The organism is Phenylobacterium sp. (genome assembly GCF_036563385.1).
Classification (GTDB): domain Bacteria; phylum Pseudomonadota; class Alphaproteobacteria; order Caulobacterales; family Caulobacteraceae; genus Phenylobacterium.
Genome location: NZ_DATCML010000004.1, coordinates 120286 through 140154, shown reverse-complemented (window position 1 = coordinate 140154; position 19869 = coordinate 120286). Strand labels below are relative to the sequence as shown.

23 protein-coding genes are annotated in these 19869 nt (G+C 71.2%); 11 read left to right on the top strand and 12 right to left on the bottom strand.

The features are described 5' to 3' along the window. Positions 1-192: 192 nt before the first annotated feature. The 5 genes from VIL67_RS01505 (at position 193) to VIL67_RS01485 (ending at position 4659) form a co-directional block, all read left to right on the top strand. On the top strand, positions 193-756 hold the full coding sequence (locus tag VIL67_RS01505) for a P-loop nucleotide/nucleoside kinase family protein (protein WP_332047074.1): 564 nt from the start codon (positions 193-195) through the stop codon (positions 754-756). Between the two features lie 33 nt (positions 757-789). Then, positions 790-1419 (top strand): superoxide dismutase, encoded by a 630-nt coding sequence (locus VIL67_RS01500; protein ID WP_332047073.1) that lies wholly within the window; start codon positions 790-792, stop codon positions 1417-1419. 49 nt (positions 1420-1468) lie between these two features. After that, a complete protein-coding gene (locus tag VIL67_RS01495) occupies positions 1469-1699 on the top strand; it encodes a hypothetical protein (RefSeq protein WP_332047072.1) in 231 nt (76 codons plus the stop codon). 156 nt (positions 1700-1855) lie between these two features. Then, positions 1856-4279: a CHASE3 domain-containing protein gene (locus tag VIL67_RS01490; RefSeq protein WP_332047071.1), complete on the top strand. Its 2424-nt coding sequence runs from the start codon at positions 1856-1858 to the stop codon at positions 4277-4279. Beyond that, positions 4279-4659 (top strand): response regulator, encoded by a 381-nt coding sequence (locus VIL67_RS01485; protein WP_332047070.1) that lies wholly within the window; start codon positions 4279-4281, stop codon positions 4657-4659. Before VIL67_RS01490 ends, VIL67_RS01485 begins: the two co-directional genes overlap by 1 nt. On the opposite strand, the gene VIL67_RS01480 is transcribed toward VIL67_RS01485, so the two are convergent. Both VIL67_RS01480 and VIL67_RS01475 read right to left on the bottom strand, forming a co-directional pair. Then, complete coding sequence (locus VIL67_RS01480) at positions 4656-6020, bottom strand: cytochrome P450 (protein ID WP_332047069.1); 1365 nt, start codon at positions 6018-6020, stop codon at positions 4656-4658. The genes VIL67_RS01485 and VIL67_RS01480 overlap by 4 nt on opposite strands. A gap of 83 nt (positions 6021-6103) precedes the next feature. Further along, positions 6104-6580, bottom strand: coding sequence for an SRPBCC family protein (locus tag VIL67_RS01475; RefSeq protein ID WP_332047068.1), 477 nt, complete (start codon positions 6578-6580; stop codon positions 6104-6106). Between the two features lie 78 nt (positions 6581-6658). Between VIL67_RS01475 and VIL67_RS01470 the strand changes: the two genes are divergently transcribed. Genes VIL67_RS01470 through VIL67_RS01460 form a run of 3 tightly spaced genes read left to right on the top strand, consistent with a single transcriptional unit; the run spans position 6659 to position 7655 of the window. Continuing rightward, a complete protein-coding gene (locus VIL67_RS01470; protein WP_332047067.1) occupies positions 6659-7099 on the top strand; it encodes a hypothetical protein in 441 nt (146 codons plus the stop codon). Next, the gene (locus tag VIL67_RS01465; RefSeq protein ID WP_332047066.1) at positions 7096-7368 is read left to right on the top strand and encodes a DUF5985 family protein; all 273 of its coding nucleotides are present in this window, start codon (positions 7096-7098) and stop codon (positions 7366-7368) included. Before VIL67_RS01470 ends, VIL67_RS01465 begins: the two co-directional genes overlap by 4 nt. Further along, complete coding sequence (locus VIL67_RS01460) at positions 7365-7655, top strand: DUF5985 family protein (RefSeq protein ID WP_332047065.1); 291 nt, start codon at positions 7365-7367, stop codon at positions 7653-7655. The genes VIL67_RS01465 and VIL67_RS01460 overlap by 4 nt, the downstream gene beginning before the upstream one ends. On the opposite strand, the gene VIL67_RS01455 is transcribed toward VIL67_RS01460, so the two are convergent. The 3 genes from VIL67_RS01455 to VIL67_RS01445 are packed head-to-tail and all read right to left on the bottom strand — an operon-like array spanning position 7656 to position 9356. Continuing rightward, the gene (locus VIL67_RS01455; protein WP_332047064.1) at positions 7656-8357 is read right to left on the bottom strand and encodes an MgtC/SapB family protein; all 702 of its coding nucleotides are present in this window, start codon (positions 8355-8357) and stop codon (positions 7656-7658) included. A gap of 45 nt (positions 8358-8402) precedes the next feature. Further along, the gene (locus VIL67_RS01450) at positions 8403-8606 is read right to left on the bottom strand and encodes a hypothetical protein (RefSeq protein WP_332047063.1); all 204 of its coding nucleotides are present in this window, start codon (positions 8604-8606) and stop codon (positions 8403-8405) included. A 3-nt stretch (positions 8607-8609) separates the two neighbouring features. After that, on the bottom strand, positions 8610-9356 hold the full coding sequence (locus VIL67_RS01445; protein WP_332047062.1) for a YebC/PmpR family DNA-binding transcriptional regulator: 747 nt from the start codon (positions 9354-9356) through the stop codon (positions 8610-8612). Between the two features lie 127 nt (positions 9357-9483). Between VIL67_RS01445 and VIL67_RS01440 the strand changes: the two genes are divergently transcribed. Then, positions 9484-9723 (top strand): hypothetical protein, encoded by a 240-nt coding sequence (locus VIL67_RS01440; protein ID WP_332047061.1) that lies wholly within the window; start codon positions 9484-9486, stop codon positions 9721-9723. A gap of 223 nt (positions 9724-9946) precedes the next feature. On the opposite strand, the gene VIL67_RS01435 is transcribed toward VIL67_RS01440, so the two are convergent. From VIL67_RS01435 to VIL67_RS01425, 3 genes are read right to left on the bottom strand one after another with little or no spacing between them, the layout of a single operon-like run. After that, complete coding sequence (locus VIL67_RS01435) at positions 9947-10531, bottom strand: histidine phosphatase family protein (protein ID WP_332047060.1); 585 nt, start codon at positions 10529-10531, stop codon at positions 9947-9949. Continuing rightward, entirely contained in the window at positions 10528-11313 is a 786-nt protein-coding gene (locus VIL67_RS01430) for an SDR family NAD(P)-dependent oxidoreductase (RefSeq protein ID WP_332047059.1), read from the bottom strand. The genes VIL67_RS01435 and VIL67_RS01430 overlap by 4 nt, the downstream gene beginning before the upstream one ends. A 14-nt stretch (positions 11314-11327) precedes the next feature. Beyond that, complete coding sequence (locus VIL67_RS01425) at positions 11328-12293, bottom strand: quinone oxidoreductase family protein (protein ID WP_332047058.1); 966 nt, start codon at positions 12291-12293, stop codon at positions 11328-11330. 159 nt (positions 12294-12452) lie between these two features. Here VIL67_RS01425 and VIL67_RS01420 point away from each other — a divergent pair, with 159 nt between their 5' ends. Next, on the top strand, positions 12453-13325 hold the full coding sequence (locus VIL67_RS01420) for a patatin-like phospholipase family protein (RefSeq protein ID WP_332047057.1): 873 nt from the start codon (positions 12453-12455) through the stop codon (positions 13323-13325). Between the two features lie 45 nt (positions 13326-13370). On the opposite strand, the gene VIL67_RS01415 is transcribed toward VIL67_RS01420, so the two are convergent. The 4 genes from VIL67_RS01415 to VIL67_RS01400 form a co-directional block, all read right to left on the bottom strand. Further along, on the bottom strand, positions 13371-14534 hold the full coding sequence (locus tag VIL67_RS01415; protein WP_332047056.1) for a DegT/DnrJ/EryC1/StrS family aminotransferase: 1164 nt from the start codon (positions 14532-14534) through the stop codon (positions 13371-13373). A 138-nt stretch (positions 14535-14672) separates the two neighbouring features. Further along, positions 14673-15962, bottom strand: coding sequence for a metal-dependent hydrolase family protein (locus VIL67_RS01410; RefSeq protein ID WP_414696162.1), 1290 nt, complete (start codon positions 15960-15962; stop codon positions 14673-14675). Positions 15963-16210: 248 nt separating this feature from the next. After that, the gene (locus VIL67_RS01405) at positions 16211-17794 is read right to left on the bottom strand and encodes an AMP-binding protein (protein WP_332047055.1); all 1584 of its coding nucleotides are present in this window, start codon (positions 17792-17794) and stop codon (positions 16211-16213) included. Between the two features lie 387 nt (positions 17795-18181). Continuing rightward, a complete protein-coding gene (locus tag VIL67_RS01400; RefSeq protein ID WP_332047054.1) occupies positions 18182-18946 on the bottom strand; it encodes a class I SAM-dependent methyltransferase in 765 nt (254 codons plus the stop codon). 141 nt (positions 18947-19087) lie between these two features. Here VIL67_RS01400 and VIL67_RS01395 point away from each other — a divergent pair, with 141 nt between their 5' ends. Further along, positions 19088-19798: a LemA family protein gene (locus VIL67_RS01395; RefSeq protein ID WP_332047053.1), complete on the top strand. Its 711-nt coding sequence runs from the start codon at positions 19088-19090 to the stop codon at positions 19796-19798. Positions 19799-19869: the final 71 nt, after the last annotated feature.

Here is a 19869-nt window from a genome sequence, read left to right as displayed (position 1 = left end):
AATTCCATGGCTGCCAGTCTGCCTTTCGGCCAGGCTCACTCAAGGACGCGCGCGCCGCGCGCGCCGCGCAGCGGCCGCCGAAGGCGGTGCTTGACTGAGCCTGGCCGAAAGGCTCGCATCCGCCGTGGAATTGAAGCCCGGGACCCTCCGCGAGGGAGGTCGCCGCACGCCGCTCGGGGAGGCTGGCGGTACATGTCCGTGCTGATCCACATCAACGGCTACCCGGGCGCCGGCAAGCTGACGCTGGGCCGGCGGCTCGCCGAGGCGATCGGCGGCAAGCTGGTGGACAACCACTCGATCTACAATCTCGCCCTGGCGCTCACCGAGATGAAGTCGCCCGCCTACTTCGAGACCCTGCGCGCGGTGCGGGTGATCGCCTTCCAGCGGGTGCTCGAACTGCCGCCGCTGACGCCGGTGGTGGTCACCAACGCCCACATGACCGACAGCGACTGGGGCAATGAGAACTGGGACGCCTGGGCGGATCTCGCCCGACAGCGCGGCGCGCGCCTGCTGGTGGTCGTGCTGGACTGCCAGGCCGACGAGCTGGACCGCCGGATCGCCTCGCCCGAGCGGGCCGCCCGGCGCAAGCTGACCGACCCCGCCCAGTTCACCGGCGCCCGCACCGGCCGCATGCTGATCGACCGCGGTGGAGACGCCACCCTGCGGTTCGACACCACCGGCCTGTCGCCGGACGAGGCGTTCTCACGCGTCCTTGCGTTCGTGACGGAGGAACGGGCGCAGCCGGCAGGGGGTTGAGGGGCGAACCCCCGAACTTCAAGGACCCTGGCGATGATCAAGCTGCCGCCGCTGCCCTATGCCTACGAGGCGCTGGAGCCGACCGTCTCAGCGACCACCATGCGCACGCACCACGACAAGCACCATGCCAAGTACGTGGACGTGACCAACCAGTTGGCGGTGGAGAAGGGCCTGGCGGGCGCGAGCCTGGAGGAGATCATCGCTCAGGCCGAGGCGCAGGGCGAGCGCAAGCTGCTCAACAACGCCGGCCAAGCCTGGAATCACGCGTTCTTCTGGACCTGTATGAGCCCGCAGGGCGGGCAGCCTGCCGGTGAGCTGGCCAGGTTGGCGCAAGAGGCGTTCGGCGGGCTGGACGGCCTGCGCGCCAGGTTCGTGCAGGTCGGCGCCGACCACTTCGCGTCAGGCTGGGTGTGGCTGGTCGTGGAAGACGGACGCCTGGCGGTCGTCGACACCCATGACGGCGAGACCCTGGCCCACAAGCCCCAGGCGCCCCTGCTGGTCTGCGACCTGTGGGAGCACGCCTACTACCTTGACTACAAGCAGGATCGGAAAGGATTCCTCGAGCGCTGGTTCGACAACGTGGCCAACTGGTCCTTCGTCGAGGCCCAGCTAGCCGCCGCCCAGGGGCGGCAGGCGCCCTGGCGGTTCGGCCTGGCGGCCTGAGGGAGCCTGGAGGGGCGGTTCCGCGTTGGCAGGCTGAAGGAGCCTCGCCATGCTGCGCCCGTCCCTGCTCGTCCTCGCCGTCCTCCTGCCGCTCGCCGCCTGCAACAGCGTCGGCGGCAGCGCCCGAAACACGCCCGAGAACAAGGCCGTGTCGGCGGTGGTGCTGGACGAGAGCAAGCGCCAGGAGGCGGCGGCGGCCGCCACGGCGACCAAGAGCTCGTCCGACGCCATGGCCGAGGTGCGCGAGGGACCCAAGGACCAGGCGCCGATCCCCAACTGACGTCCGTCGGCTGACAGACGCTTCCGCCCCGCGCCGAAGTGTCCCAAGGTCCGCCGCCGGGCGAGCCGCTATGTGGAGCGGCTTGAGGGGAGCGGAGCGGACATGACGGCGACGGGTTCAGCGACCCAGGGGCGCTCCGGAAGGGGCGGCTATCGTGTGCCGACGGTGCTCGCCCTGGTCCTCGCGCCGGCGCTCGTCCTGCTGGCCGCGGTGGTGATGATGGCCAGCCTGCATGGCGTGGCGGTCACCCGCGCGGCCGAGGAGAGGTCGTTCGAGCGCCAGGCGCAGATCCAGCGGGTGTTCTCCCTGCTGCAGGACGCCGAGACCGGCGCCCGCGGCTATGTGATCACCGGGCAGGAGGAGTTCCTGGAGCCCTACGGCGCCGCCATGGCGGGTCTGCAGGACCAGATGCAAACGCTCGAGCGCGAGCTTTCGGCTTCGCCAGCGCAGAGCGGGCGGGTGGTCAGGCTCAAGCAGCAGATCGCGCTCAAGGCCGACCACATGGCGGAGGGCATCGGCCTTCGCCGCCGGGTCGGGTTGGACGCGGCGGCGGCGCAGGTGGCCACCGGCCGCGGCAAGCGGGCGATGGACGCCATCCGCGACACCGTCGCCGAGATGATGCAGGCCGAGGCCGCGGCCCTGCGCGAGCGCCAGGCGGCGGCCATGCGCCGCGAGCGCCAGGCGGAACTGGTCAGCACGATCCTGCTCGCCCTGGTGCTGGCCAACCTCATCGCCGCCGCCCTGCTCGTCCGTCGGCAGAACCGCAGCCGGGAAGCCGTGGTCCAGGCGCTGGAGCAGCAGTCGGCCCGCCGCGAGGCGATCTTCGAGAGCACCATGGACGCCATCGTGACCCTGAACCCCAGCGGCACGATCGAGACCATCAACACCGCGGCGGAGCGGATGTTCGGCTATTCGCGCGAGGAGCTGGTGCGCCGGGATTCCTCCCTGCTGGTCGACCTGGCGCCCGGCGAAGGCCTGTTCCTCCAGCGGCTGGGCCTGGACGGCAACCGCGGCCTGGGCGTTGCGCGCGAGTTCACGGGCCGGCGCAGCGACGGCACGACCTTCCCCGCCGAGATCGCCCTGGGCGCCATGAAGCTGGGCGACGGGACCCACATCGTGGCGGCGATCCGCGACGTCACCGAACGCAAGACCGCCGAGCGGCTCAAGGACGAGTTCGTCTCCACGGTCAGCCACGAACTGCGCACGCCGCTGACCTCCATTGCGGGCTCGCTCGGTCTCTTGGACGCAGGCGCGGCGGGCGAGCTGCCCGACAAGGCGCGACGGTTGATCTACATCGCGCGCACCTCGTGCGACCGGCTGGTGCGGCTGATCAACGACCTGCTGGACATCCAGAAGATCTCCTCGGGCAAGATCGCCTTCGACATGCGGCCGCTGGACCTGCGGGAGGCGGCCGAGCGGGCGGCGGAGGGGCTGGGCGGCTTCGCCGCCGAGCGCCAGGTGCGCATCGAGCTGAAGGGGCCGCAGGCGCCCCTGCCGGTGATCGGCGACTTCGACCGGCTGATCCAGATTCTCTCGAACCTGCTCTCCAATGCGGTGAAGTTCTCGCCGGAGGGCGGGGTGGTCACCATGACCGTGGCGGAGATCCGCGGCCGCGCCTGCGTCAAGGTCGAGGACCAGGGCCCGGGCGTGCCGGAAGAATTCCAGGCGTCGCTGTTCGGCCGGTTCGCCCAGGCCGACGGCTCGTCGCAGCGCAGCGCGGGCGGCTCGGGCCTTGGCCTGGCGATCTCGCGCGAGATTGCGGAGCGGCACCGCGGCGTGCTGCGGCTGGCCGAAAGCAGCAGCGCCGGCGCCTGCTTCCTGCTCGAGCTGCCCATGGGCGCGGCGGCGGGCGGCGAGCCCCGGCAGGGGCGGGTGCTGCTGTGCGAGGACGACGACCACGCCGCCGAGGTGATCGGCGCGGGCCTGGCCCTGGACGGCTTCCAGGTGGAGCGCACGCGCACCATCGCCGAGGCCGAGCGGGCGCTGACGGCCGCGAGCTTCGACGCCCTGGTGCTGGACCTGCACCTGCCGGACGGCGACGGGCTCAGCCTGGTGCGCCGGCTGCGCGAGGACGTGGAGCATCGGCGCCTGCCGGTGGTGGTGGTCACCGGCGACGCCCTGGCGGGTCTGAGCAGCGTGTCGGTGGCCGACTGGATCGTGAAGCCTGTGGACCTGGTGCGGCTGCGCGACGCCGTTTCGGCGGCGATCGCCGGGCGCCGCGACCTCGACATCCTGCACGTGGACGACGACGCCGACCTGGCCGAGGTGGTGCGCGCGTCCTTGGCCGGCGCAGGCCGGGTGCGCACGGCGGTGACCCTGTCGGCGGCCCGGCGCGCCATCCAGCTCCGGCGGCCGGACCTGGTCATCCTGGACGTGGGCCTGCCGGACGGTTCCGGCCTCGACCTGCTCCCCGACATAAACGGCGACGGCCTGCAGACGCCCGTGATCGTGTATTCCGGCCAGGAGATCGACGAGCAAATGGTCGGTCAGGTGCAGGCGGTGCTGACCAAATCGCGGGTCAGCTTCGACGCCCTGGCCAATACGGTGCGGGCGCTCGCCGCCCCGAAGGAGACGGCGTGATGGGCGCGCTCAAGGTGCTCTATGTGGACGACGACGAGTTCATCCGCGAGGTGGCCGAACTGGCCCTGGGCCTGGATCCCGACATCGAGGTCCGGATCGCCGACAGCGGGGCCACCGCCGTCGACCTGGTGCGGGGCGGCGGCTTCACGCCGGACGTCTTCCTGCTGGACGTGATGATGCCGCACATGGACGGCCCTGCGACGCTGGCCGAGCTGCGCAAGGTGGACGGCCACGCCGGCACCCCGGCGATCTTCGTCACGGCCCGGGCGCAGGCCGCCGAGCACCGGCCGCTCATCGAAGCGGGCGCCGCCGGCGTGCTCACCAAGCCGTTCGACCCGGTGGCCTTCGCCGGCGAGGTCCGCGCCCTGCTGCGCGCCTAGGCCCGCGCCAGGCGGAACAGCGGCTCGTGGTCGGGCCGCGTGGTCACCGCGCCGACCGGCAGCACGGGACGCGACGACGACAGGCCGATCTCGAACCGCGAAAGCAGCGACGCCAGCACGATCTGCGCCTCGGCCAGGCCGAAGCTGGCGCCAATACAGATCCGCGGGCCCAGGCCGAACGGAAAGTAGGGCTGCGCGCCCGTCCAGGGCGACGGCTGGCCGGCGAAGCGGTCGGGCATGAAGGCGTCCGGCTGGTCCCAGAACTTCCGGTGCCGGTGGATCACCCACGGGCTCATCCAGACGAGCGCCCCGGGGCTCACCGCCTGGCCGTCGATCTCGTCCGGCTCGACCGCCTCGCGGAGCAGGAAGACGACCGGCGGATAGAGCCGCAGGGTCTCCAGCAGCACCAGGCGCAACCTCGGCCAGTGCTCCAGGTCCTCCAGGCGGGTCACCCGCTCCGGCGGGAAGGCGCGCACCTCGGCCCGGAGGCGATCCTGCTCCAGGGTGTCCAGGCTGAGCAGCCAGGCGGCCCAGAACAGCAGCCGCGAGGTGGTCTCGAAGCCGGCGAACAGCAGGGTGGCGGCCTGGTCGCGGACCTCGGCGTCGGGCAGCGGGCGTCCGTCCTCGTCACGAGCGGCGAGCAGCAGGTCGAGCAGGTCGCGGTGCGGCCCGGCGCGCGCGGCCGACCTGCGCGCCGCCACGACGCCATCCACGGCCGCGGTCCAGCGCCGCTGGAAACGCCGCCGGCTGGCGAGCGCAAAGCCGAAGTCCTCGTGGCTGCGGGCGTAGCCGTCGAAGATGTTCGGCCGGCCGGCCCGCTCGATATAGCCCCGGGCAAGGCGGGCGATGTCCGCCCGGTCGGCGCCGTCGGACAGGGAGAAGAGGGCCCGCAGCACCGCGTCGATGGTGGCCGCGTGGAAGGCCGCCGACAGGTTCGCCGTCGCCGCGCCCTGCAGGCGGCGCACCAGGCCCTCGGCCGCGGCCTGGAAGTGCGGCAGCATCAGGCCCACGTGAGCCGGCGTGAACACCGGGGCGAGCATCTTGCGCTGCCGCCGCCACTCCCCGCCCTCAGCCAGCAGCACGCCGTCGCCCGTCACCGGCCGCACCGGGCGGGCCGAGGCCAGCGGGCGGCGGTAGCGCGGCATGGCCTCGTGCATCACGTGGCGAACCCACGCCGGATCGTTCACCAGCCAGTTCTCCCGGCCGAGCACCTGGTTCTTCTGCACCAGGATCTCGAAGTCCTGCTCGCTCCAGACGGTGAGGGGATTGGTCGACATCCCCCAGATCAGCTGCAGCGGGTTCACCGGCCGCGCATGCACCTTTGGCACGGGCGGAACGATCGGTCGGGCAAGCGCGTCCATCGGGGCCTCCGATGTGTCGGACGAACGCCGTTATAATTCATCGCGTGATGAAAAGCCAGCGGCAAGGCCGCTGGCCCAGGGGCTCACTTGGCTTCGGCGATGCCCTTCATGGTCTGCAGCACGCCGGTGAACATCTTCGTCCGGCGCTCCTTGTCGGCGGCCTTGGCCTCGGGCGTCTTCAGCGGCTCCACGTCGTAGACCAGGGTGTAGAGCAGGCGCGACTTGCCCTTGCCCTCCGGCCGGACCTCCACCGTGCCGTGGTAGTCGATGGGGCTCTTGGGTTGGCTGTAGGTGTAGGACCAGGCGGTCTTGGCCACCAGCAGCTCGTCCACTCGGTCGGCGATGCGGCGCACGGAGCCGACGCCATCGCCGCCGGAGACCGTGCAGCTGGTCTTCATCCAGGTTCCGATGTCGCACCAGCCGCCCACCTTCTTCCAGACCACGTCGGCCGGGGCGTCCACCACCGTCTCCAGCGGGATGGCGACGAACTCGGCGGCTTGCGCGGCCCCCGCGGTGAGCGAAAGCGCGGCGGCGGCGGCCACGCTGGTGCGGACGATCATGGTTCTCCCCCTGATTTGTTGTCGATGTTCAGTGTGCCCACAGAGCCGCGGCCGGGCCAAGCCTGCGACAAAATTCGCATGGCCAAGCTTGATCGCCACGGCCCAGCCGGTACGGTCCGGCCGCTGTTCAGCGAAGGGCGCATCTTGGCCTCAGACCCCGAAATGCTGGAGTTCGTGCGCGAGCACGTGCGCTCGGTCTGGGCGCTCGAGCTGCTGCTGCTGCTCCGGCGGGATCCCGATCGGTGCTGGGAGCCGGCGGACCTGGTGCGCGAGCTGCGCGCCAGCCAATCGGTGGTGCAGGACAACCTCGCCCGCTTCGACCGCGGCGGGCTGGTGCGGCGCGACGACGCCGGCTGCTACGCCTTCGCCCCGGCCGGTCCGCTCCTGGCGGAACTCTGCGACCGCCTGGAGGCGGCCTACCGCGAGCGGCCAGTGGCCGTGATCAACCTCATCGCCAAACCGGCCAGCCCGCTGCAGGGCCTGGCCGATGCGTTCAAGTTCCGGGGGGATGGGAAATGAGCGACTGGGCGCCCGCCGCCGTCTACCTCCTGTGCCTGGCCACCAGCGTGGTCTGCGCGGTCCTGCTGTTCCGCGCCTGGCGGCGAAGTCGCTCGCGCCTGCTGCTGTGGACCGCGGCCAGCTTCGGCTTCCTGGCCGTGAACAACCTGTTCCTGGTGGCCGACATGGTCGTCTTCCCTGACGTCTACCTGACCCCGGCGCGGCAGCTCAGCTCCGGCCTGGCGCTGGCGGTCTTGCTCTACGGCTTCGTTTGGGAGACCGAACAGTGATCCCGAACGAGAGCCCTGAGGTCTGGGGCTTCATCAACGGCCTGCTCACCGGCGGCTTCCTGATGGCGGCGCTGTTCTTCCTGCGCTTCTGGCGTCGGACCGGCGACGGCCTGTTCGCCGCCTTCGCGGCGGCCTTCGTGCTGCTGGCGATCGCCCAGCCGCTGCCCATGCTGACCGGCATTCCCAGCGAGAGCCAGGCGCCCATCTACCTGCTGCGCCTGGCCGCCTTCCTGCTGATCATCTGGGCGATCCTGCGCAAGAACCTCGGCGGGACGGGACGCGGCTGACTAGTCGGCGCGCGGGTTGACCTCGAACTCCATCACGCGATCGTCGGCACAGAGGCGCTGCGAAAGCGCCGCGGCCTTCATGGCGTTGGACCCGTGCAGCGTCGTGTAGAGTTCGATCAGCTCGCCCCGGTGCAGCAGCTTGTGGCCAATGGTGGCCGGCTCGAAGCCCAGTTCGCGCACAAGGGCGACGAACTCGGCTTCCGGCGCCTGGTCCGCCCGGCGATAGCGAACCTCCACGTCCATGATCGTCGTCTTGGGCATCTTCTTGTCCACCCACCGCAGGACCGTCAGCACGACGAAGGTCGCGACCGTGCCGCTGATCGCCAGGCCGTAGAAGCCCACGCCGTAGAGGGTCCCGAGCGCCGAGGTGATCCACAGCGACGCCGCGGTGGTCAGGCCGTGGACCGACAGGCCGTGGCGGAAGATCACCCCGCCGCACAGAAAGCCGATGCCGGTCAGGATGCCGTGCGCCATCCGAACCGGATCGATGCGGATCACGTCGGCTGGGGTGTCGGAGAGCCAGCGCATCTGGTGCACCGCGGCCAGCATCAGGAAGGCCGAGGCCAGGCTGACCAGGATGTGGGTGCGCAAGCCGGCCGGCCGGCCGCGGTACTCGCGCTCGAAGCCGATCAGCGCCCCGGCGAAGAGGGCGCCCACGATCGGAAGCACGAAGTCGGTGAAGACGTCTGACCAGCCGTCCATGGCGGGTTCACAAAAGCGTCACGAACGGTTCGGTTGCGCCGGCCGCTAGAGGAACGTCGGCCCGACGGTCAGGGCCAGCAGCACGAGCAGGACCAGCGCCAGGATCAGCCCGGCGTTCTTGCGCGGGCCGAGGAAGGACGCGTTCGGCGCCTGCTGGCGGGGCGGCGGCGGCGGCCGGCGGCGCGCCTGCTCCCGGGCTCGGCGGTAGCGGGCCAGGTCGGTGACGCGGGGATCCTCCTTGCGCGCCACCGGTCAGCCCGCCAGCCGCTCGAGTTCGTCGGCCGCGATGTCCTCGTTCGACCAGACGTTCTGGACGTCGTCGTCGTCGTCGAGCCCGTCGATCAGCTTCATCAGGGTGGCGACCGCGTCGCCTTCCACCGGGGTCCGCGACTTGGGCCGCCAGGCGATCGCCGTGGACTTGGCCTCGCCAAGCTTGGCCTCCAGCGCCTGCGCCACCTCGTTCAGGTCGGCGAAGGCGGTGTAGATGGTGTGGCTCTCCTCGTCGGACTCCACGTCCTCGGCGCCGGCCTCGACGGCGGCCTCCATGATGGCGTCCTCGGACCCGACGGCCGCCGGATAGACGATCTGGCCGACCCGATCGAACATGAAGGAGACGGCGCCCGTCTCCCCCAGGTTGCCGCCGTGCTTGGAGAAGATCGAGCGCACGTTGGCCGCCGCGCGGTTGCGGTTGTCGGTCAGCACCTCGACGATCACGCCCACGCCGCCCGGGCCGAAGCCCTCGTAGCGGATCTCCTCGTAGGTCTCGGCGTCCCCGCCGACCGCCTTCTTGATCGCCCGGTCGATGTTGTCCTTGGGCATGGACTCGGCCTTGGCGTTGGCCACGGCCAGGCGCAGGCGCGGGTTCATGGCGGGATCGGGCAGGCCCGACTTGGCCGCCACGGTGATCTCGCGCGAGAGCTTGGAGAACAGCTTGGACCGGGCGCTGTCGGCGCGGCCCTTGCGGTGCATGATGTTCTTGAACTTTGAGTGTCCGGCCATGGTCCGTCGTCGGCAGCCCGAAAGGGATGGTGTCGCGCCGCTTCTACCCCTGAGCAGCCGCCGAAAGGAACCCCTGCCATGCGCGGGGGTTGACGGCAGTCGAGACAGCCACAGCGGAGGCGGCGCCATGAGCGAGCACGAGGACTGGGACGACGTCCTGCCGAACGAGCCGAACGGAGAGGTCGTCCACTGGATGGAGCCCCGGCCGATGAGCGTCGGCCCGGCCGGCGTGTCCATGGCCGCGGCGGGCGCCTTCGCGCTCGGCGCGGTGGTCACCGTGGCGGTCCTGGCGATGATGCACTGGCTGAAGCCCGAGCGCCCCGTGTCGATGCCCCGGCTCCGCCTGCGCCGCGGCTCGGTGCACTAAGAATTCCCTCTCCCGCTCGCGGGAGAGGGCTTAGGATCCTGTCGCGGAGCCGCCGATGTCGCGTTCTCCCTCTCCCGCGGGCGGGAGAGGGGTGGGGTGAGGGCGGTGCAGGACTTCTGTGGTGGCGCTCCGGTTGGACCCGTGCGCACCGGTTCAACGCCCGCGCCCGATCGTGCTTCGGAGCCGCCCTCACCCAACCCTCTCCCGCTCGCGGGAGAGGGCTTCACGCCACCGGCTCGCAGTCGATGCGGGCGATGGCGCCGCCGCTCAGCCGATAGACGGCGTCCTGGGGCACATCCTGCTCGACCGTCCGGTCGCGGGTCATTTGGGCGTACACCCCGCGCAGCACCCGGCCGGCCACGCCGTGGCTGACCGCCACGATCCGGCGCTCAGGCTCAGGCGGCAGGCTCTCCAGCCAGTCGGCCATCCGGGCGCAGACCGCCTCGTAGCTTTCGCCGGTGGGCGCGTCGAAGGCCCAGCCGGAGCGGCCGAAGGCCTCCGGATGCGCCGCCTCCAGCTCGCTGCGCAGCCGCCCGTCCCAGTCGCCCCAGGAGACCTCGATCAGGCGCGCGTCCTCCTCGACCTTCGCCCCCAGCGCCTCGCCAACGGACTCGGCCGTGCGCCGGGCGCGCCCGAGCGGGCTGGAGATCACCCGCCAGCCCGTCTCGCCCCGGGTGAGGTCCTTCAGCAGCCTGGCCACCGCCTGGGCCTGGCGCACGCCCAGGTCGGTCAGCGGGGAATCCACATGGCCCTGCAGCCGCCGGGCCCGGTTGAACTCGGTCTGGCCGTGGCGGACGAGGTAGATCACCGCTTGCGGCGCACCACCGGGTGCGAGGTCGACAGGCCGCCGTCCACGGCGATGGTCTGGCCGTTCACGTAGGAGCTCTCGTCCGAGGCCAGGAAGAGGGCGGCGTAGGCGATCTCGTCGGGCACGCCGTAGCGCGTCAGCGGGTTCAGCTGGCCGATCTTGTCCTCATTGCCGCGCGCCCGGGCGCCGTCGAAGATCGCCTTGGTCATGCCGGTCTCGATCAGGCCCGGCGCGATGGCGTTGACCCGCACGCCTGTGCCGTAGAACTCGTTCGAGGCGGTCTGGGCCAGGCTGATCACGCCCGCCTTGGACGCCGAATAGGGCGAGCCGCCCGCGCCGGATCGGATACCCGCCACCGAAGCCGTCAGGATGATCGAGCCCTTGCCCTTGGGGATCATCACCGCCGAGGCGTGCTTCACCGCCAGGAAGGCGCCGATCAGGTTGATCCGCAGGATCTCGGCCCAGTGGGCGGCGTCCTGGTCCTGGTAGTCCACCCAGCCGCCGGAGATGCCGGCGTTGGCCCACACCACGTCCAGCCCGCCAAACTCGCTCTGCGCGCGGGCGATGTACTCGCGGACGCAGTCCTCGTCTCCGGCGTCGCCGGTCATGGCCGCCGCACGGCCGCCCGCGGCGGTGATCGCGGCGGCGGTCTCGTCCACCGTCCCGGCGCGGTCGACGCAGAGCACGCTGGCGCCTTCCTTGGCGAACAGGATGGCGGCGGCGCGGCCGATGCCGCTCGCCGCGCCGGTGATGACGGCCGTGCGGCCGGAGAGTCGGGACATCTCTTCAGGTCTCCTTACGGGATCAGCAGCACGCGGCCGACGGCCTGGCGGCTTTCGATGTAGCGGTGGGCCTCGGCCGCGTCGGCCAGGCTGAACTCGCGGTCGATCAGCACCTTCAGCTCGCCGCGGTGCACGTCGCCGATCAGCCGCTGGATGTTGTCATGCACCCGGTCGGTGTTGATCTCCGCGCCGAGGAAGACGCCGGACAGCGACCGGTTGCCGCCCATCATGGTGCCCACGTCCACCTTCATCGGCTCCCGGCCGGCTTGCCCGACCATGGAGACCCGGCCGCGATAGGCCAGGCTGAGGATCGAGGACTGCAGGGTGGGGCCGCCCACGCTGTCGACGATCACGTCGGCGCCGTGCTTGTCCGTGAGGCGCATGACCTCCTGCACGACGTTGTCGCGCTGGTAGTTGATGCCGTGGGTCAGGCCGAGCGGCTTCAGCCGCTCCAGGCGCTCGTCGGAGGACGCGGTGGCCAGCACCATCGACGCGCCGGCCCGGGCGGCGAGCTGAATCGCGGCCACGCCGACCCCGGAGGCGCCGGCCTGCACCAGGACGATCTCGCCCTTCTTCATGCGGCCGAACTCGAACAGGCAGTCGTCGGCCGTCCCGAACGGCACGGGGATGCAGGCGGCCTGCTTCACGTCCATGCCGTCAGGGATCACCCAGGCGGTGCGGGCGGGCACGGCGCGCAGCTCCGCGTGGCTGCCGTGCGAGCCGGTGGTGACCACCTTCTGGCCAACGCGGATCGTCTCCACCTCCTCGCCCACCTGCACCACCTCGCCGGCGGCCTGGTAGCCGACGATGTGCGGCCGGGTGACCAGCTGGCCCCGGAAGCGGTTCAGGGTGTCGCCGCCCTCGATGGAGACGGCCTCGACGCGGACGATGATCCCCTTGCGGTGGCATTCGGGGTCGGGAACGTCCTCGTAGCGGAACACCTCGGGACCGCCGTTCTCGTAGTAGACCGCCGCCTTCATCCGACCCTCCCGTCAAACGTCTGTTTGAGCGCACAGACCACGGCGGACGAAGTGACGCAAGCCGGCGCCAGGACCTGTCGGGGACGGACAAAGGATGACACCGGCGCCGGCCTCGCCGATGCTGGCCGGCGACAACAAGAACCTGCCGGGAGAGTGCGGATGACGACGCGGGCGCTGGTGCTGGGCGGGGGCGGGCCGGTGGGGATCGCCTGGGAAAGCGGGCTGGTGGCGGGCTTCGCCCAGGCCGGCGTGGACCTGTCGCAGGCCGACTTCATCATGGGCACCTCCGCAGGCTCCTTCGTGGGGGCGCGCCTCGCCCTGGGCGCGGACGCCCGGACGCTCGCCGAGCCGATCCTGAAGGAAGCCGAGCGCGCGCCGCGAGGTCGCGGCGGCGGCCCGCCTGCGGACCTCTCGCGCCTGCGCGAGCTGATGGCCGAGGCGCAGTCGGGCAAGCGCAACCCCAGCGAGGTGCGGGCCGAGATCGGCGCCTTCGCCCTCCAGGCGCAGACCATCGACGAAGCCACGTTCCTCGCCAGCTTCGGGCGCAGCTTCGCCGAGCAGGCGGCATGGCCGCAGAAGGACTACGCCTGCACCGCCGTGGACGCCGAGGATGGGAGCTTCCGCCTGTGGACGGCCCAGGCGGGCGCGCCGCTGAACCGGGCGGTGGCGTCCAGCTGCAGCGTGCCGGGAGTCTACCCGCCCGTGACCATCGGCGACCGCCGCTACATCGACGGCGGCATGCGCTCGTCCACCAACGCCGACATGGCCGTGGGGTACGACATCGTGGTGGTGATCGCCGTGCGGGTCGGCGACGGCAGCGAGATCGCGCGGCGTGTGGAGGCCCAGACCGCCGCCGAGGTCCAGACGCTGCAGGACGGCGGCGCCGTGGTGGTGGTCATCGGGCCCGATGACGGCAGCCTCGCGTCCTTCGGCCCCGACCTGATGGACTTCACCCGCCGCCCCGACGCCGCCCGCGCCGGCCTCGCCCAGGGCCAATCCCAGGCCGCGATCCTGAAGGACATCTGGGGCTAGCCCTTCTCCTCTCCCCCTCCGCTGCGCGGCGGGGAGAGGAACCGGTCATTGCCCCTCCACAAACCCCCGCACCGCGGCGATCACTTGGTCCTGGTCGGCTTCGGTCAGGTAGGGGTGCATGGGCAGGCTGATCACGCGGCTAGCCTTGCCGTCGGTGACCGGCAGGCCGCCCGGCGCGACCGGATAGCCGGAATAGACGCCCTGCCGATGGATGGGGAGCGGGTAGTAGACCGCCGTGGGCACGCCCTTCTCGCGCAGCGCCGCGGCCAGGCCGTCCCGGTTCTCCGCCTCGATGGTGTACTGCGCCCAGACGCTGACCCCGCCCTCGATCACCGTCGGCGTCGTGACCACGTCGGACAGGCCCTGCGCATAGCGCGCCGCCACGCGGTTGCGGGCCGCGATCTCGTCGGGGAAGATCTTCAGCTTCTCGAGCAGCACGGCCGCCTGGATGGTGTCCATCCGGCTGTTGGTGCCCACGCGGACGTTCAGGTAGCGCGGGTCGTGCTCGAAGGTGCGGCCCTCCAGGTCGGACTTCACCGCCTGGCCATGGACGCGCAGGCTGACCAGCAGGTCGTGGAGGCGTGCGTCCTTGGTCAGCACCGCCCCGCCGTCGCCGTAGGCGCCCAGCGGCTTGGCCGGGAAGAAGGAGGTGGTGGCCACGTCCGCCCAATGGATCGGGTGCTGGCCGTGCAGGGTGCAGCCGAAGCCCTGGGCGCTGTCGGCGATCAGCTTCAGGCCATGGGCGTCGGCGATCGCCCGCAGCGCCGGGTAGTCGGCGGGCTGGCCGAACAGGTCCACGGCGATGATCGCCCGCGGCGTCAGCTCGCCCGCCGCCTTCACCGCGGCGATCGCCGCCTCCAGGCTGGCCGGATCCATGTTGTAGGTGTCGGGCAGGACGTCGACGAACACCGGCGAGGCGCCGACCAGCGGCATCACCTCGGCGGTCGCGGCGAAGGTGAAGGAGGGGCAGAAAACCGCGTCCCCGGGCCCGATCCCCCAGGCCATCAGCGGCAGGATCAGGGCGTCGGTGCCCGAGGCGCAGGACAGCACGTGCGGCGCGTCGCCGAACGCGCCCAGCGCCGCCTCGAAGGCGGCGATCTCCGGGCCCATGATGTACGCCCCCGAGCGCACGACCTTGAGGATGGCGTCCTCGAGCGGCTGGCCGAGCCGCTGGCGCTGGGCCTGCAGGTCGATGAACGGAATGGGCATGCGCGGCGGCCCCCCTCTGTCTAGAAGCGGGCGCCTTGTGGCACGCGCCGCAGAGCGCCACCAAAACACGCTTGGTGACGCTCTGTTGCGGGGAGCATCTCCCTTCCCACGAAGTGGGAGCGGGAGATCGCCGCGTCTTTACGGCTTCGCCTGGACGCCGCCCTTCATCACGAAGCCGACGTTCTGCAGAACGGTGACGTCGCGCAGCGGGTCGCCGCGGACGGCGATCAGGTCGGCGGCCTTGCCGGGCGTCAGGGCGCCGATCTCCTTCGACAGGCCCAGGTGGTCGGCGGCGTTCACCGTGGCGGCCTGCACGGCCTCCAGCGGCGTCAGGCCGGCCCGCACCAGCAGGGCGAACTCGCCGGCGTTGTCGCCGTGCGCGGAGACCCCGGTGTCGGTGCCGAAGGCGATCTTCACGCCCGCCTGGTGGGCGCGCCGGGCCATGTCGAGCATCTTGGGCCCGGCCTCCAGCGCCTTGGCGGTCTGGGCCGGGGTGAAGAAGTTGTTGGGGCCGGACGCGATCCGATAGACGAAGTCGCCGGCCATCAGCGTCGGCACCAGATAGCCCTTGTTGTTCTTGAACAGGGCGACGCCCTCCGGGTCGAGGTAGGTCCCGTGCTCGATGGAGTCGCCGCCGGCCTTCAGGAAGCTGGTGATCCCGTCGGCCCCGTGGGCGTGGGCGGTGACCTTGCGGCCCATCCGGTGGGCGGACTCCACGATGGCGTCGAGCTCGTCCTGGGAGAACTGCTGGGCCAGGCCCGCGGCGGTGTTGGAGAGCACGCCGCCGGTGGCAGTGATCTTGATGATGTCCGCGCCCTTCCAGACCTGCTCGCGGACCGCGCGCCGGCAGTCCTCGGCTCCCGAGCAGACCGAGCCCGGCCGCAGGACGTGCATGACGTCCTCCCGGAAGCCGTTCACGTCGCCGTGGCCGCCGTGCACCGAGATCGCCGAGCCGGCGGCGATGATCCGCGGGCCCAGCACGTCGCCGTTCGCCGTGGCCTTGCGCAGGGCGAAGATCGCGTCGTTGTCCGCGCCCAGGTCGGCCACGGTGGTGAAGCCGGCCAGCAGGGTCTTGCGGGCGTAGCGCGCCCCGATCATGGCCTGCTCGGCCGACGACTGGGTCACCTCGTCCAGCCGCGTGTTCGGGCCCTGCTCGCTGGTGATGTGGACGTGGCTGTCGATCAGGCCCGGCAGGACGAAGCTGTCCTTCAGGTCCACCACCCGGCCACCGGGCTCGGCCACGAAGCCGTCGGCGATCCGCACCACCCGGCCGTTCTGGATGACCAGGGTCTTCTGGGTCTCCACCCGGCCTGAAGCGGGATCGGCCAGCAGCCGTCCCGCCTGCACGAAGGTGGTCTGAACTGGCGCCTGGGCGCCGGCGGGCATGGCGAAGGCGGCGAGCAGCGCGCCGGCGAGCAGTCGTTTCATCTGGGGCCCCTCGAACGGAAGCCGCGAGATTAAGCAGCCGAAACTCGCCAAGGGAAGGGCGGGACCTCCTCTCCCCCCAAGCCGCACGCCGGGGAGAGGGCAGGGTGAGGGGCGGCGCGTGCAGCGGTGCGCCGCCGATGGTCGGTCAAGGGCCCTCGGTCCACCATCGGGAGAGCGGACGGACTCCAGCCGCCCCTCACCTAACCCTCTCCCCCTCCCACTCCGTGTGGGGGGAGAGGAGGCATGACTCAGATCTGCCGCTTGCGGCCTTCCCAGTACGGCGCGCGGACCTTATTGCGCTGGATCTTGCCGGCCTCGGAGCGGGGCAGGTCGGTGACGAAATCGATCTTCTTCGGCACCTTGAAGGCCGGTAGGTTGGCCCGCGCGAAGGCGAGGATCTCCTGCTCGAGCTCGGTCGAGGGCTCGTAGCCGGGCTTCAGCATGATCACCGCCCGGACCTGCTCGCCCCACTGGTCGTCGGGAACGCCCACCGTCGAGGAGTCGGCCACCGCATCGTGCTTGATCAGCTCGTTGTCGATCTCCTGCGGATAGATGTTCACCCCGCCCGAGATGATCGTCTCGGCGTTGCGGCCGGTGAGGAACAGGTAGCCGTCCTCGTCGAAATAGCCCACGTCGCCCATGGTGAAGTAGTCGCCCACCCGGCTGGCCTGGGTCTTGGCCTCGTCCTTGTAGTAGGTGAAGCCGCCGCCCGGCGGCAGCTGGTGGTAGATGGTCCCCGGCACGCCCGGCGGGCACTCGTTCCCCTGCTCGTCGAGGATCTTGGAGCCCAGCAACGCCGGGCGCTTGCCCACGGAGCCCGGCTTCTTCAGCCACTCCTCCGAACTGATGGTGAAGCCCGCGCCGCCTTCAGAACCGGCGTAGTACTCCGAGAGCACCGGTCCGAACCACTCGATCATCGCCAGCTTGACCTCCGGCGGGCAGGGGGCCGCGCCGTGGACGATGTATTTGACGTGGCTGACGTCGTACTTCGCCTTCACCTCGTCGGGCAGGGCCAGCAGGCGCTGGAACATGATCGGCACCAGGTGCAGGTGGGTCACCTTGCGCTCGACGATGGTCCGCAGCACGAGCTCGCTGTCCCACTTGTCGAGGAACACCAGCGGCGCGCCCGCGCCCATGGCGGCGTTCACGTCGAAGGCCAGCGGGGCGGCGTGATAGGCCGGGCCGGCGCAGAGCTGGACCGAGTCGCCGTCGTAGCCGCGCTGTTCGTAGATCCCCGGCGGGGCGACCACCGGATTGGGGCGGAACACGCCCTTGGGCCGGCCGGTGGTGCCCGAGGTGTACATCATCTGGTTGCCCAGGGTGGCGTCCTCGATGTCCGAGCCGTCGAGCCCGGCCAGCGCCTCGTCATAGGGCTGGAAGCCGTCGATCCGGCCGCCGATGGCGACCTTGACCAGCAGGTTCGGGCACTGGGCCGCGGCCGGGCCCGACGTGGCGACCCGGGCCTCGGCGAACAGCGCCTTCGCCTCGCAGTCGTTGATGATGTAGGCGATCTCGTCGGCGGTGAGGTGCCAGTTCACCGGGGTGATCCGCAGGCCCGTGCGGCGGGTGGCCTGCAGCACCTCCACGAACTCGTGGCGGTTGGAGCAGACCAGCGCCACGGAGTCGCCGGCCTTCAGGCCTGCGCCGCGCAGCAGGCGGGCGATGCGGTTGGCGGCGGCGTTGACCTCGGAGAAGGTGCGCGTGGTCCCGTCGGGGTCGATGACGCAGGGCTTGTCCGGCTGGACCTGGGCCCAGACGGCGGCGGTCATCCCGTTCATCTGCGCGGCCGCCAGCCGCGCATCCAGGTCCATGCGTTCCTTCAAGGCTTCCATCAAAATCCTCCCGCGCCCGAATGCCTGGCGCACGCCATTCTCATTGGAGGTCCGGGGCCGCGGGCTAATCGGTCCGCGGCGCACGTCCGGCCCCGCCGCCAGCAAATCACGGGCGGCGGCGGGCGCCAATTCCCCTACGGCGCCCGAATTCCATCAGGCCTGCAACAAAACCAAGCTGGCCAAGGCTTGGGCGGGGGCGGCAGGCTCGCGCCTCCTCTCCCGCGCCGGCAGGCGTTGGAGAGGGGAGGGAGAGGGCAGGGTGAGGGCCGGCTGGGTCCCTTCGACCACTCCGGATGCGGGCCGAGGGCCCTCGACCCCTCATCCGGCGCGAGCCGCGCTGCACGCGCCGGCCCTCAACCTACCCTCTCGCGCGAGCGGGAGAGGAAGTCAGACGCGTCGAAACACCCAGATGTCGCCGACCCCGCCCAGCGGGATCGGGTCGCGGTCGCGCACCAGCCCGGCCGTGGCGGCGAGCGGCTCCGGGTCCGTCAGGTAGAAGGTGAGCCGCTCCGGCGAGCGGCGGAGGACGGCGCCGGCCGCGTCCCGCTCCACGTACTCGATCACCTGGTCCAGCCGCCCGATGGCCGCCTTGAAGGTCCGCTCCAGGACGTGCAGCTGCAACCGCCCGCCGCCGGGCAGCGGCCGGTCGAACACCACCATCTCCTTCGGCGGCCCCGGCATGCGCATGATCTCCAGCAGGGGCAGGTGGAAGGCCGCGCGCCCGCCGGGCGGCAGGTGCCGGGCGGCCGTGGCGAAGGTGTTGCGCCAGGCGGTCCCCGCCGGCACGTGGGCCAGGGTGAAGTAGGGGCAGATGACCAGGTCGAAGGTCCGCTTCAGGTCGAGCGCGGTCATGTCGCCGCGACGCAGCTCCACGCGAGCCGCCAGCTCAGCCGGCAGCTGCGCCAGCCTCGCCTGCGCCTGGGCCAGCATGGCCGGCGCGATCTCGATCCCGGTGACCGTGTAGCCCTGCTCGGCCAGGGCGAACGTGACCCGGCCGCCGCCGGCCCCCAGCTCCAGCACCGACGAGCCCGGCGCCGCCAGCCCGGCGTAGGCCTCGATGTCGCCGGCCAGCCGTTCGTCCGCGGCCGTGACCACGTCGTAGAAGGCGGCGCTGAGGCTTTTGTCGGCGTAGTACGGACGCGCCTGGGCCATGCGAAAACGGAACTCCCCCGCCGGTCCGGAGCTTCCAACGCTCCGAAGGCCCTGATGCCTGCACAATTGCGCAGGATCAATGTCGGGGTCACATATGCGGGACCAAGCTCAAGCTTGGACGACTTGGGGAGCCTCGGACACGTGAACACGCTTCGCAAACGCCTGGCCCTGGTGGCCGTCATGCTGCTGGCCCCGGTGCTCGCCAGCTGCGGCATCAACACCATCCCGACCAAGGAAGAGAACGCCCGCGCCAGGTGGGCCGACGTGCAGAACCAGTACCAGCGCCGCGCCGACCTGATCCCCAACCTGGTGGAGACGGTGCGCGGCTACGCCGCCCAGGAGCGCACCGTGCTGCGCGAGGTGATCGAGGCCCGCGCCTCCGCCACCCAGGTTCAGGTGGACGCCTCGACGCTCACCGACCCGGCCCGCTTCCAGCAGTACCAGCAGGCGCAGGATCGCCTCACCGGCGTGCTCGGCCGGCTGATGGTGATCCAGGAGCAGTACCCGGACCTGAAGTCCAACCAGAATTTCCTGGCCCTGCAGAGCCAGCTGGAAGGCACCGAGAACCGCATCGCGGTGGCCCGGCGCGACTACAACGCCGCCGTCCAGGACTACAACACCAGCCTGCGCACCTTCCCGACGGTCCTGTGGGCCAAGACCATCCACTCGGGCTCCCAGCCGATGCAGCTGTTCCAGGCCTCCGCCGCCGCCCAGAGCGCGCCGACCGTGGACTTCGGCGGGACCAACCCCGGCGCCCCGCTTCCGCAGGGCGCCGCCCCCGGTTCGCCGCCGCCGACCTCGGCCGCCCCCGCGGTGGGCCCGGCGCCGAGCGCCGTCCCCGCGCCGCAGTGAACCTGCGGCCCTGCCCTTCCCCTTCGACGAGGGAAGGGCGGGGATCGCGGTGATCGCAGGGCGATGAAGAC

Excerpts from the sequence above, each read along its gene's own strand:
- VIL67_RS01505 (WP_332047074.1), top strand. The coding sequence starts at position 193 with ATGTCCGTGCTGATCCACATCAACGGCTACCCGGGCGCCGGCAAGCTG.
- VIL67_RS01405 (WP_332047055.1), bottom strand. The coding sequence starts at position 17,794 with ATGGAAGCCTTGAAGGAACGCATGGACCTGGATGCGCGGCTGGCGGCC.
- VIL67_RS01480 (WP_332047069.1), bottom strand. The coding sequence starts at position 6,020 with ATGGACGCGCTTGCCCGACCGATCGTTCCGCCCGTGCCAAAGGTGCAT.
- VIL67_RS01495 (WP_332047072.1), top strand. The coding sequence starts at position 1,469 with ATGCTGCGCCCGTCCCTGCTCGTCCTCGCCGTCCTCCTGCCGCTCGCC.
- VIL67_RS01465 (WP_332047066.1), top strand. The coding sequence starts at position 7,096 with ATGAGCGACTGGGCGCCCGCCGCCGTCTACCTCCTGTGCCTGGCCACC.
- VIL67_RS01475 (WP_332047068.1), bottom strand. The coding sequence starts at position 6,580 with ATGATCGTCCGCACCAGCGTGGCCGCCGCCGCCGCGCTTTCGCTCACC.
- VIL67_RS01470 (WP_332047067.1), top strand. The coding sequence starts at position 6,659 with ATGGCCAAGCTTGATCGCCACGGCCCAGCCGGTACGGTCCGGCCGCTG.
- VIL67_RS01410 (WP_414696162.1), bottom strand. The coding sequence starts at position 15,962 with ATGAAACGACTGCTCGCCGGCGCGCTGCTCGCCGCCTTCGCCATGCCC.
- VIL67_RS01415 (WP_332047056.1), bottom strand. The coding sequence starts at position 14,534 with ATGCCCATTCCGTTCATCGACCTGCAGGCCCAGCGCCAGCGGCTCGGC.
- VIL67_RS01500 (WP_332047073.1), top strand. The coding sequence starts at position 790 with ATGATCAAGCTGCCGCCGCTGCCCTATGCCTACGAGGCGCTGGAGCCG.
- VIL67_RS01430 (WP_332047059.1), bottom strand. The coding sequence starts at position 11,313 with ATGTCCCGACTCTCCGGCCGCACGGCCGTCATCACCGGCGCGGCGAGC.
- VIL67_RS01440 (WP_332047061.1), top strand. The coding sequence starts at position 9,484 with ATGAGCGAGCACGAGGACTGGGACGACGTCCTGCCGAACGAGCCGAAC.
- VIL67_RS01455 (WP_332047064.1), bottom strand. The coding sequence starts at position 8,357 with ATGGACGGCTGGTCAGACGTCTTCACCGACTTCGTGCTTCCGATCGTG.
- VIL67_RS01420 (WP_332047057.1), top strand. The coding sequence starts at position 12,453 with ATGACGACGCGGGCGCTGGTGCTGGGCGGGGGCGGGCCGGTGGGGATC.
- VIL67_RS01400 (WP_332047054.1), bottom strand. The coding sequence starts at position 18,946 with ATGGCCCAGGCGCGTCCGTACTACGCCGACAAAAGCCTCAGCGCCGCC.
- VIL67_RS01485 (WP_332047070.1), top strand. The coding sequence starts at position 4,279 with ATGGGCGCGCTCAAGGTGCTCTATGTGGACGACGACGAGTTCATCCGC.
- VIL67_RS01445 (WP_332047062.1), bottom strand. The coding sequence starts at position 9,356 with ATGGCCGGACACTCAAAGTTCAAGAACATCATGCACCGCAAGGGCCGC.
- VIL67_RS01425 (WP_332047058.1), bottom strand. The coding sequence starts at position 12,293 with ATGAAGGCGGCGGTCTACTACGAGAACGGCGGTCCCGAGGTGTTCCGC.